Source organism: Arthrobacter sp. Cr_A7 (assembly GCF_029222765.1).
Taxonomy (GTDB): domain Bacteria; phylum Actinomycetota; class Actinomycetes; order Actinomycetales; family Micrococcaceae; genus Arthrobacter.
Genome location: NZ_JARHXQ010000228.1, coordinates 1 through 11448, shown reverse-complemented (window position 1 = coordinate 11448; position 11448 = coordinate 1). Strand labels below are relative to the sequence as shown.

The window sequence follows — 11448 nt, the reverse complement described above, 5'->3', positions numbered from 1 at the left end:
GTGCGCTGCTACCGGATGTCGGCCTTGATCACCCGGCCTTCGGCAGGGGGAGGCGGTGGGGCGGTCGGGTTGAAGGCGTCCACCGTTGCATACAAAGTTCGGCCGTGGACCTCCACATCGGCCGGCGCGGGGACTGGCAGGAACACTGACCGGTGGCCCTTCCATGCGCTGAACTTCAGGATCTCGTTGCCGAACAGCGAGGCCACGTAAACGTCACCTGTGTTTGCCACTGCCAGGCCCGTGGGGCTGAGGATGCCATCCACCCAGAGCCTCGTATGCCCGGTCCACGGGTTGATCTTGAAGACCGCGCCGCGTGCGCCCAGGCCAGGGACTTCAGGTCCACCTGGAAGCGATGTCACGTACAGCCAGCCGTCCGGGCCGATTTCCACGTCAGTCGGAACGGGTTCGAAACCATACTTGAAATTTGCGCAGTCCGGCGCCTTTAAGGCGGCGGCGGCGTCTGCAGTGAGAACTGACGGTCGGGGAGGCAGGACTGCGACTGTGCTGACGGCGCCGGAGTGGATGTTGACCTTCAGGACAGCGTTTGCTCCGGCGTCGGCGACATAAGCCGTGTTGCCTTGGACAGCCGTGGCGTAGGCATTCGAGTCCAGGGCGCCGTTGTACCGTGCCGGTGGTGCATCCGCAATCGCTGCCGCCTGATCCAGGCACTTGGTGCTGGCGTCCCGTCCGAACCCATACTCCTGGCCTGCATCGGGATTGTTCTTCCTCTCATGTTCGGCCAGGTCAGCTATCTGCCGGACGTCTCCGCGGGGGTTGATCGCTTTCAGAAAGCCCTTCAGCTCGGCAGGATTCGGTGAGCCGGCACCGGCAGTTTCGAGGAAGAATGTGGTGGCGCCGCGGGTTTCCACCCCCGCCACGCCAAAGCCAGCAGCAGCCTGGTAGATATTGGTAACGGTCTTGTCCCTGTTGACGCGGCTGAGCTTCCCCGCGAAATCCTGGGTCACCAGCACGGATTTATTGGTTCCTACGGCGAGGTGCAGCGGTGAAACGAGCCCGCCGGCGAGCTCCGTGGCCTCCGGCTCGTGGCGGTGGTCCCGGTCAGACGCCACGGAGGCGCTTGCCGGGGCTATGACAGCCGCGGTTGCCAAACACGCGATCAGGGTGAGCTTTCTCTTCATTGGGTACTCCGGGTTGTCGCCCTGGCGGGCCGGATAAGGAGCCTCGCGAGAGGCAAAAATTCGGAAACCCCCGGGCGCCAGAATATGCCTGCCGGTCAAGAATGTCGTGGGGACTTTCCCCCTAATGCGCCCCCTAATTTCACCCCCTAACAGCCAGCCCATGGCTAGGATCTAGCTATGACCATGGCAAGAGACTTCGACGACGCCGCCCGCTACCTGAAGCAGGCCGTGGAACTGGCCACCGGAAACGTGGGGGATGGCGGCGGACCTTTCGGCGCAGTGGTGGTCACCCCGGACGGCCGCGTGTATGAGGGCGTCAACAGGGTGACCCGCGACAACGATCCCACGGCCCACGCCGAGGTGGTGGCCATCCGCACCGCCGCTGCGGCACGCGCCACGTTCGATCTCCGTGGCGCCGTTCTTTACACGAGCTGTGAGCCCTGCCCGCTGTGCCTTGCCTCCGCCCTATGGGCGCGCATCGACCGGGTCTACTTCGCCGCGGACCGCCACGGCGCCGCTGCAGCCGGTTTCGACGATGCCCTCTTCTACGAGTACTTCAGCGGATCCCGCCCGGAACTGATGCCGGTCACGCGGGGTGATGTTCCGGCGTCGGACGCTCCCTTCCAGGCGTGGGGTGAGCACAAGCACCGGAAGGAGTACTAGGAATGGAACCAACGCTCATCGCCTGCCCGGCCTGCGGAAAGACCAACAGGATTCCCGCGCAGGCGGCCGGCCAGCCTCGCTGCGGCAACTGCAAGGCAGGGCTGCCGTGGATCGTGAACGCCGGGGACGCGGACTTCGGGGTGGTGGCGGAACGGTCGCCAGTTCCGGTGCTTGTGGACTTTTGGGCTGACTGGTGCGGTCCGTGCCGCATGGTGAGCCCCGTCCTGGACAAGCTGGCGCGCGAACGGCCGGGCCGGATCAAGCTGGTCAAGGTGGACGTGGACAAGGCACCTGGCCTGTCCCGCCGCTTCGACGTGCAGGCCATCCCCACGCTGATGGTGCTGGTGGACGGCAGGGTGGCCGCGAGGCAGGCCGGAGCCGCGCCCGCCAACGTCCTGCGGTCCTGGCTGGACGGGGCGCTCTCCGGCGCCGCCCGCTGACCCGGTTTTAGTTGGGCTTCCGCGCCGGCAACCGGGACAGGCCCTCCAGCAGGTCCTCTTTCCGCCCGCACAACGCAATGCGCACCCAACCTTCACCGATGGATCCGAATGCGGTACCGGGCGCCAGCGCAACACCCGAGTCCGCAAGGAAGCGGCGCACCCAGCTCCGCACATCGCCGCCGCTGGCGTGGGAGACGTCAGCCCACAGGTAGAACGCACCCTGGGCCTGCAGGTACGGAATCCCCAGGGAATCGAGGACGGCAGAGGCAGCGTCCCGGTTCTCCCTGTAGTGCCCGGAGGCGTGCTGCACGTAGTCCTGGGGGCCGGTGAGGGCCGCGAGCGCGGCATACTGCGACGGCGCCGCCACGCAGGAAACGATCGACTCCATCACGTTGTCCATCTTCTGCTTCAGCCCGGGCGGGCAGACCAGCGCGCCGATCCGCAGGCCGGTGAGGCCGTAGGTCTTGGACAGCGTCAGGGAGGTGAAGACGCGCGCTTCACCCGGCGTCCCGCCGTCGAACTTTGCCGGGCTGATGTGAGGCACATCGTAGGTAAAGGCCTCGTAGCATTCATCTGAAATCACCCACAGATCGTGCCGCCGGGCCAGGTCCATCAGCTCCCGGGTCAGGTCCCCGCCCAGGACCGCGCCCAGCGGGTTGGACGGCGAGTTCAGGACCAGGACCTTGGTCCGGTCCGTGATGAGGGCCTCAAGGTCTTCCGGCCTGGGCTGGAAGCCGTTGTCCGGGTACAGCGGGTAGCCCACGGGGACGGCGTTCAGGAGCCTGCCGGTCATGGCGAACGTGGGATAGCCCGGGTTGGGGATCAGGATCTCGTCGCCGGGGGAGAGCAGCAGGCTCATGGCCAGGTGCAGGCCCTGCTGCGCGCCGGCCACCACGTACACCCGGTCCGCGCCGACATCGCATCCCTGCTCCTCGCGGAACCTCGCCGCAAAGGCTTCGCGCAGGGCAGGGATGCCGGCGTTGGGGGTGTAGTTGGTCTCATCCCTGTCCAGGCAGGCCATGCCGGCCTCCAGGACATGGCGGGGGAGCGGGAACCCCGGTTCCCCGATGCTGAGGACCAGTGCACCGGGGGTCCGCCACGCAGCCTCGGTGATCTCGCGGATCTGGTTGACGGGCACGTCGCGGACATGGGCGGCAAGCTCAGGCATGCCTGCCATCCTAACCGGCGGGTGCGCGGGCGGCCCCACCAGCGCCGATATACTGGGAGGCGTGCTTTCTGGACTGGTGATAGTGGACAAGCCGCAGGGATGGACCAGCCATGATGTGGTTGGCCGGATGCGGCGCCTCGCAGGTACCCGGAAAGTGGGGCACGCGGGGACCCTGGATCCGATGGCCACCGGAGTGCTGGTGGTCGGCATCAACAAGGCCACCCGACTGCTCACCTACATCGTGGGTACCTCCAAGACCTACACCGCCACCATCCGCCTGGGCCAGTCCACGGTGACGGACGACGCCGAGGGTGAAGTGATTGCCACGGCCCCCACCGCCGCGGTTGGAGAGCAGGCAATCCACGACGGCGTCGCCGCCCTTACGGGCGACATCCAGCAGGTGCCCAGCAGCGTCAGCGCCATCAAGGTCAACGGCGAACGCGCCTACGCGCGGGTCCGGTCCGGGGAGGATGTTAAGCTCGCCGCCCGCCCCGTCACCATCCACCGGTTTGAGGTGCACGGCATCCGCCGGGATGAAGCAGCCGGGTTCGTCGACGTTGATGTCACGGTGGAATGCTCCTCCGGAACCTACATCCGTGCCCTGGCCCGGGACCTGGGCAACGCCCTGGGCGTGGGCGGCCACCTCACCGCGCTCCGCCGCACCCATGTCGGCCCGTACTCGCTGGAGCAGGCCCGCACCCTCGAACAGCTTGCCGAGGAACTGAACGTCCTGGACATGTCCCAGGCGGCCCGGGCGCTGATGCCCAACCGCGAGCTCACCCCCGATGAAACAACGGAGATTTCCTTTGGCCGGCGCATTGCCGCCGGCGCAGCCCCGGGAAGTCCAGCGGCAGCCACCGCCGACCATCCGGCCGCCGCCTTTGCGCCCGACGGAAGCCTGGTGGCCCTCCTGGCGGACGCCGGAAGCTACGCCAAACCCGTCCTGGTCTTCGCACCCGGCAACGGCAGCCCAGCGGTCACCAACGCCGGGGAAGCTTAGATGGACGCCTATTTCTACATCATCCTGGTGGTGGGTCTGGTGTCCACCGGGATCTGCCTGGTGGCGGGCATCCTTAAGAAGGCGCCCAACGACATCACCATCCTGTCGGTGGCGGCCGTCGAAGTCGCCCTGGTGGTCTACCTTGTGGGTTCCATCATCCGCGTCATCGCCGGTGAACCCATTGCCGGTGAAGCCTGGGAATTCTGGGGCTACCTCGCCACCGCCATGCTCCTGCCCCCGGCCGCCGTCTACTGGTCCATCCTGGAACGGACGCGGTGGAGCAATTTCGTCCTGGCCGCCGTCGGCGTTACCGCCCTGGTGATGGCCGCCCGCATGAACCAGATCTGGTACTGAAGTGGAAGAAGCACACAACGTGAAAGAGCAGCACCCGCGCGCCGCTATCGGTGACGCCCCCGCCCGGAACACCCGCAACACCGGTCCCGGGCGCCTGCTGATCGCGGTGTACGCCGTCTTCGCCATCTCGGCCTCGGCACGCGCCGGCTACCAGATCCTCACCAAGTTCTCCGAGGCTCCGCTGGCATACCTGCTCTCCGCCTTCGCCGCCCTGGTCTACGTCGTGGCCACGGTGTCCCTTGCCAAGGCAGGCAGCACCTGGTTCAAGGTGTCCCTCGCCGCAGTGCTGGTGGAACTCGTGGGCGTGCTGGTGGTGGGTGCCCTGAGCGTGTTCGACGCCGTGGCGTTCCCGCACGAAACCGTGTGGTCCCTCTTTGGCCGCGGCTACGGCTTCATCCCCCTGCTGCTCCCGATTCTCGGATTGGTGTGGCTGTACCGGCGCAGGCCATCGCACGGGAAAACCGCGCTGTGAATGCAGGTAACCTTGAAGAGTTCCGCGGCCGGCATGGCTGCGGATTGTTGATGCTTGCAGGCAGTTAAAGGCGAGGGTGATGGTCTACATCTGGAACGATCCGTCCGAAGTCCCGGCGGACTTCGGCCCATCTGTTGTCACCTTTGGGAACTTCGACGGCGTTCACCGCGGGCACCAGCAGGTGCTGTCCCAGCTGATCCGCTCAGCCCGGCTCACCCATGCCAGGGCGGTTGCCGTCACCTTCGACCCGCATCCCGCGCTGGTCCACCGCCCCGAAGCCGCGCCGCAGCTGATCATGGGCCTGGACGACAAACTCGAGGCCCTGGGCGAACTTGGCCTGGACGCGGTCCTGGTGGTGAAGTATTCGCTGGACCTGGCCAGCCTGACGGCCGAGGAATTCGTGGAGCAGTACCTGGTGGACTGCCTGCACGCCAGCCATGTGGTGATCGGCCACGACGCCCGCTTCGGCCGCGGCAATTCCGGCGACCTGGACACCATGAAGATGCTCGGCCAGAAGTTCGGATTCGAGGTGCAGGTCATCAGCGAGTTTGGCTCCGAGGGCTATCCCCTGCATGACGACGACGGCAAGGACCGCCGCTGCTCATCCACCTGGGTCAGGGAAGCCTTGCAGGAAGGCGACGTCACCACGGCCGCGGCCGTGCTGGGCCGCCCCCACCGGATGCGCGGCGAGGTTGTCCACGGCGCCGCGCGGGGACGCGCCCTCGGGTTTCCCACGGCCAACCTCGCGTCCAACTCGAGCGGGCTGATCCCTGCCGACGGTATTTACGCCGGCTGGCTTGTCGACCAGGCCGGCAAACGCTGGCCCGCCGCCATCTCCGTGGGCTCCAACCCCACGTTCGACGGCGTCAGCCGGCAGGTGGAGGCGCACGTCATCGACCGGCCCAGGGAAGCCGTTGAGGACTTCGATCTGTACGGCCAGACAGTAATTGTTGAATTTGTGGAGCGTCTCCGCGGCATGGTGGCCTACCGTGGGCCTGAAGCCCTGGTTGACCAGATGAAGCTGGACGTTGTCCAGGCGCATGATCTGCTGACCAGGCGCTGAAGAGCCGCTGACCTGCCACCTGGACGGCGCCGGTTCAGACCCACGCCACCTTGGCAGGCCTGCCGGGGTGTCAGCAAGGAAAGGCAGTACGTGTCCGTCGAGAAGAACACCCGCAAGCTGGACAAGGGCATCGTCCGCGACTTCAGCTCGAGGATGAGTTACGCCTCCTACCTTCAGCTGCCCACCCTGCTGAGCGCGCAACAGCCCGTCAGCAAGCCCGAACACCATGACGAGCTCCTGTTCATCATCCAGCACCGGACCACCGAACTGTGGCTGAAGCTCGTGCTGCATGAGCTGCGGAGCGCTGCCGCCTGGCTTCGCGCGGACGATCTCGGCTCGGCGCTGAAGGGCATCGCGCGGGTCAAGCACATCCAGAAAACCCTCACGGAACAGTGGTCCGTGCTGGCTACCCTGACGCCCACGGAGTATTCACAGTTCCGCGGCTTCCTGGGCAACTCGTCCGGTTTCCAGTCCAGCCAGTACCGCGCGGTTGAATTCGTGCTGGGCAACAAGAACCGCAAAATGCTTCCGGTGTTCGAATCAGATCCCGAGGCGCACGCCATGCTGGAGGAGTTGCTCGCCGCGCCCAGCATCTACGACGAATTCCTCGCCTACCTTGCCCGCCAGGGATTCGATGTCCCCGCCGCCGTTTTGGAACGCGACGTCACCAAGGCACACGAGTTCACCCCGGAACTGGTGCCGCTCTTCAAACACATCTACGAGCACGCCGCGGACAACTGGGGCGCCTACGAAGCCTGTGAGGAGCTCGTTGACCTTGAGGACAACTTCCAGCTGTGGCGCTTCCGCCATCTGCGGACGGTCCAGCGGACCATCGGCATGAAATCCGGAACCGGCGGCTCCAGCGGCGCAGCCTTCCTGCAAAAGGCCCTGGAGCTGACTTTTTTCCCGGAATTATTCGCTGTCAGGACGGAGATCGGACAATGAGCATTGAGCAGGCACATCCCTCCCCGGCAACAGGCAATGCACTGCGGCAGCGTGCCGCTGAGCTCGACCGGCAGGATCCGCTGGCCCGGTTCCGTGCCCACTTCATCGGCACAGACACGCCGCTGTCCTACCTGGACGGCAACTCCCTGGGACGTCCGCTGATACGGACTCCCGAGGACATCGGGGCGTTTATCCGCGACGGCTGGGGCGGGCGCCTGATCCGCGGCTGGGACGAGGAGTGGCTGGAGCTGCCGCAGGCCATCGGCGACCAGCTGGGCCGGGCGGTCCTGGGTGCCGCCCCGGGGCAGACCATCATTGCCGACTCCACCACCGTGGTCCTGTACAAGATGATCCGCGCGGCACTGGCGGCGGTGGCTGACCCGGACCGCAACGAACTGGTCCTGGACACCGAGAACTTTCCCACGGACCGCTACCTTGTCGAAGGCATAGCCCTGGAGGAGGGCCTGACGCTCCGCTGGATCGAAACAGATCCCGCCGCAGGGGTGACCGTTGACCAGGTGCGCGACGCAACGGGGCCGCGCACCGCCGTCGTACTCCTGAGCCAGATCGCCTACCGCTCCGGCCACCTGGCGGACCTTCCGGGCATCACTGCCGCCGTGCACGACGCCGGCGCGCTGGTGGTGTGGGACCTTTGCCATTCCGCGGGGTCCGTGGAGATCGACCTGGACGGCGCCGGCGTGGACTTTGCTGCCGGCTGCACGTACAAGTACCTCAACGGCGGTCCGGGCTCGCCCGCGTTCGCCTATGTCAACCGGCGGCACCTGACCTCGCTCAACCAGCCCATCTGGGGCTGGATGGGCCGGAAGGATGCCTTCGAGATGGCGGCCGGGTATGAGCCTGCGGCGGGCATCAGGGGATTCCTGAGCGGCACTCCCGCAATCTTCGGGATGCTGGCCATGCGCGGCACCCTGGACCTCATCGAGGAAGCATCCATGGCGGCCATCCGGAAGAAGTCGGTTCAACTGACGGGTTTCGCCGTCGAGGTGTTCGATGAATGGCTGGCACCCCTGGGGGCTGAACTGGCGACGCCCCGTGATCCGGGGGAGCGGGGCAGCCACATCACCGTGGACCACCCCGGATTTACGAAGGCAACGGTTGCAGCGCTGTGGGACGACGACGTCATCCCCGATTTCCGGTCTCCGCACGGCATCCGGGTTGGCCTGTCGCCCCTCAGCACCAGCTTCCAGGAAGTGCTGCACGGGATGGCCGCCATCCGGGACCGGCTCCAGGGCTGACTCGGGCACCGTCTTCCTGCAGCGGCTCTCCGGCGCCCCCTGTTTCGACAACATTAGGCCGCGGCCGGTAAACTGGACGATGGATCCGGCTGCAGTCCGTGGCGGCTGGTTCCTGTTGCGTACGGCATCCCGGTTCTTCCGGGGTTATGCCGCGGCGGCAGACCCGGCAGTGATTTTCTGACCTGGGCCCTCACGGCACATTTACTAGGAGTTATTGTGGCACTTGACGCCGCTGTAAAGCAGTCCATCATCAAGGAATACGCAACCGGCGAAGGCGACACGGGTTCACCCGAGGTCCAGGTTGCTGTCCTGACCCAGCGGATCAAGGATCTGACTGAGCACATGAAGGAGCACAAGCACGACTACCACACCCAGCGCGGTCTGCTGGCCATGGTTGGTCGCCGCAAGCGCATGCTGAGCTACCTCAAGAAGACCGACATCGCCCGCTACCGTTCGCTCATCGAGCGCCTCGGCCTGCGCCGCTAGTCGCACTTCGGGGGCGGCCCTTTCCGGCATGGAACGGGCCGCCTTCTTCAAATAAAAACTAAACAGGAGGATCAACCGCATCACGCATTCGCGGTCCTCGGTAGTGATCCCCGGGAAGGCTTCGTTGACTGAAGCCCCGGCCCGTGGGTCTCGATCGATGACCGGGTGCAGGGCCAGTAGACAGATGCTGGCTGGGTTGATGCGGCTGGACTCCGTAAGAAAGAAACGGAGGTGACTCTCTTGGAGGGTCCCGAAATCCAGTTCTCAGAAGCAGTCATTGACAATGGCCGCTTTGGCAAGCGTGTAATCCGCTTCGAAACCGGCCGCCTCGCCAAGCAGGCAGCCGGCGCAGCGATGGTGTACATCGACGAAGACACCGCACTGCTGTCCGCCACCACCGCCGGCAAGCACCCGCGTGAAGGCTTCGACTTCTTCCCGCTGACGGTCGATGTCGAAGAGCGCATGTACGCTGCCGGCCGCATCCCGGGCTCGTTCTTCCGCCGTGAAGGACGTCCGTCCACCGAAGCCATCCTGGCCTGCCGCCTCATGGACCGCCCGCTGCGCCCCGCCTTCATCAAGGGCCTGCGCAACGAGGTCCAGATCGTGGTCACCGTCCTGGCGATCAACCCGGACGAGCTGTACGACGTGGTGGCCATCAACGCCTCCTCGATGTCCACCCAGCTGTCCGGCCTGCCGTTCTCCGGCCCCATCGGCGGCGTCCGCGTTGCCCTGGTCGCTGACGAAAACGGCTCCCAGTGGGTTGCTTTCCCCAAGCACTCCCAGCTGGAAAACTCCGTCTTCAACATGGTTGTGGCCGGCCGCATCGCCGGTGACGACGTCGCCATCATGATGGTCGAAGCTGAAGCGACGGACAACTCCTGGAACCTCATCAAGGAACAGGGCGCCACCGCCCCCACCGAAGAGGTTGTCTCCGAGGGCCTCGAGGCTGCCAAGCCGTTCATCAAGGCTCTGTGCGAGGCGCAGGCTGACCTGGCCTCCCGTGCAGCCAAGCCCACCGTTGAGTTCCCCGTCTTCCTGGACTACGAGGACGACGTCTACGCCGCTGTTGAGTCAGCTGCCGCTGAAAAGCTGGCTGCTGTCTTCCAGATCGCGGACAAGCAGGAGCGCAATGACGCTTCAGACGCGCTGAAGGACGAGGTTTCCGCCGCCCTGGCCGAGCAGTTCGAAGGCCGTGACAAGGAAGTGTCCGCAGCATTCCGCTCGGTAACCAAGCACGTAGTGCGCCAGCGCATCCTCAAGGACCAGGTCCGCATCGACGGCCGCGGCCTGACGGACATCCGCCAGCTCACCGCCGAGGTTGAGGTCCTGCCCCGAGTCCACGGCTCCGCCATCTTCGAGCGCGGCGAAACCCAGATCATGGGTGTCACCACGCTGAACATGCTGAAGATGGAACAGCAGATCGACTCGCTGTCGCCGGTCAAGACCAAGCGCTACATGCACAACTACAACTTCCCGCCGTATTCCACCGGTGAGACCGGCCGCGTGGGCTCGCCCAAGCGCCGCGAAATCGGCCACGGTGCCCTGGCAGAGCGGGCCCTCGTGCCGGTCCTGCCGTCCCGCGAGGAGTTCCCGTACGCCATCCGCCAGGTATCCGAGGCGCTCAGCTCCAACGGTTCGACGTCGATGGGTTCTGTCTGCGCCTCCACCTTGTCCATGCTGAACGCCGGTGTGCCCCTGAAGGCCGCCGTCGCCGGTATTGCCATGGGCCTGGTCTCCGACCAGGTGGACGGCCAGACCCGCTACGCGGCACTGACTGACATCCTGGGCGCCGAAGACGCCTTCGGCGACATGGACTTCAAGGTTGCCGGTACCTCCGAGTTCGTCACGGCCATCCAGCTGGACACCAAGCTCGACGGCATCCCCGCTTCGGTGCTGGCAGCAGCCCTGAAGCAGGCCCGTGAAGCACGCCTGCACATCCTCGAGGTCATGGACTCGGCCATCGACACCCCGGACGAGCTCTCCGAGTTCGCACCGCGCGTCATCGCCGTGAAGATCCCCGTGGACAAGATCGGCGAGGTCATTGGCCCCAAGGGCAAGATGATCAACCAGATCCAGGAAGACACCGGCGCCGACATCTCCATCGAGGACGACGGCACGGTCTACATTGGCGCCACCGACGGCCCGTCTGCAGACGCAGCACGCTCCGCCATCAACGCCATCGCGAACCCGCAGGTCCCGGAAATCGGCGAGCGTTACCTGGGTACGGTCGTCAAGACCACCACCTTCGGTGCCTTCGTGTCGCTGACCCCGGGCAAGGACGGCCTCCTGCACATCTCCGAACTGCGCAAGCTGGCCAACGGCAAGCGCGTGGACAACGTGGATGACGTGGTCTCCGTCGGCCAGAAGGTCCAGGTGGAAATCACCAAGATCGACGACCGCGGAAAGCTCTCGCTCGCCCCGGTGGTAGCCGAGGAAGAAGGCGCGGCTGAGACCGAGCGCGC

Annotated in this window: 12 protein-coding genes; 10 read left to right on the top strand and 2 right to left on the bottom strand. The window is 65.8% G+C overall.

The window, feature by feature from the left end:
* Positions 1–8: 8 nt before the first annotated feature.
* A complete protein-coding gene (locus P2Q66_RS13675) occupies positions 9–1139 on the bottom strand; it encodes a ScyD/ScyE family protein (RefSeq protein WP_275728924.1) in 1131 nt (376 codons plus the stop codon).
* Positions 1140–1316: 177 nt separating this feature from the next.
* Here P2Q66_RS13675 and P2Q66_RS13670 point away from each other — a divergent pair, with 177 nt between their 5' ends.
* On the top strand, positions 1317–1802 hold the full coding sequence (locus tag P2Q66_RS13670; RefSeq protein ID WP_275728922.1) for a nucleoside deaminase: 486 nt from the start codon (positions 1317–1319) through the stop codon (positions 1800–1802).
* Positions 1803–1804: 2 nt separating this feature from the next.
* Positions 1805–2242 carry a thioredoxin gene (gene trxA, locus P2Q66_RS13665; RefSeq protein ID WP_275728919.1) on the top strand — a complete coding sequence of 146 codons (438 nt, stop codon included), beginning with the start codon at positions 1805–1807 and terminating at the stop codon, positions 2240–2242.
* Positions 2243–2249: 7 nt separating this feature from the next.
* Here the strand turns inward: trxA and P2Q66_RS13660 are convergent, their stop codons facing one another.
* Positions 2250–3410, bottom strand: coding sequence for an aminotransferase class I/II-fold pyridoxal phosphate-dependent enzyme (locus P2Q66_RS13660; RefSeq protein ID WP_275728916.1), 1161 nt, complete (start codon positions 3408–3410; stop codon positions 2250–2252).
* A 61-nt stretch (positions 3411–3471) separates the two neighbouring features.
* Between P2Q66_RS13660 and truB the strand changes: the two genes are divergently transcribed.
* From truB to P2Q66_RS13620, 8 genes are all read left to right on the top strand, one after another.
* The gene (gene truB / locus P2Q66_RS13655) at positions 3472–4410 is read left to right on the top strand and encodes a tRNA pseudouridine(55) synthase TruB (RefSeq protein ID WP_275728914.1); all 939 of its coding nucleotides are present in this window, start codon (positions 3472–3474) and stop codon (positions 4408–4410) included.
* Complete coding sequence (locus P2Q66_RS13650; RefSeq protein WP_275728912.1) at positions 4411–4764, top strand: hypothetical protein; 354 nt, start codon at positions 4411–4413, stop codon at positions 4762–4764.
* Between the two features lie 19 nt (positions 4765–4783).
* Positions 4784–5236, top strand: coding sequence for a hypothetical protein (locus tag P2Q66_RS13645; protein ID WP_275728911.1), 453 nt, complete (start codon positions 4784–4786; stop codon positions 5234–5236).
* A gap of 79 nt (positions 5237–5315) precedes the next feature.
* Positions 5316–6299, top strand: a complete 984-nt coding sequence (locus tag P2Q66_RS13640; RefSeq protein WP_275728909.1) for a bifunctional riboflavin kinase/FAD synthetase — start codon at positions 5316–5318, stop codon at positions 6297–6299.
* Between the two features lie 90 nt (positions 6300–6389).
* The gene (kynA, locus tag P2Q66_RS13635; RefSeq protein ID WP_275728907.1) at positions 6390–7244 is read left to right on the top strand and encodes a tryptophan 2,3-dioxygenase; all 855 of its coding nucleotides are present in this window, start codon (positions 6390–6392) and stop codon (positions 7242–7244) included.
* On the top strand, positions 7241–8500 hold the full coding sequence (locus tag P2Q66_RS13630; RefSeq protein WP_275728904.1) for an aminotransferase class V-fold PLP-dependent enzyme: 1260 nt from the start codon (positions 7241–7243) through the stop codon (positions 8498–8500). The genes kynA and P2Q66_RS13630 overlap by 4 nt, the downstream gene beginning before the upstream one ends.
* A gap of 216 nt (positions 8501–8716) precedes the next feature.
* The gene (gene rpsO, locus P2Q66_RS13625) at positions 8717–8986 is read left to right on the top strand and encodes a 30S ribosomal protein S15 (RefSeq protein ID WP_013600532.1); all 270 of its coding nucleotides are present in this window, start codon (positions 8717–8719) and stop codon (positions 8984–8986) included.
* 240 nt (positions 8987–9226) lie between these two features.
* Positions 9227–11448: polyribonucleotide nucleotidyltransferase (locus tag P2Q66_RS13620; protein ID WP_275728926.1), on the top strand; the 2222-nt coding region annotated here is incomplete at its 3' end.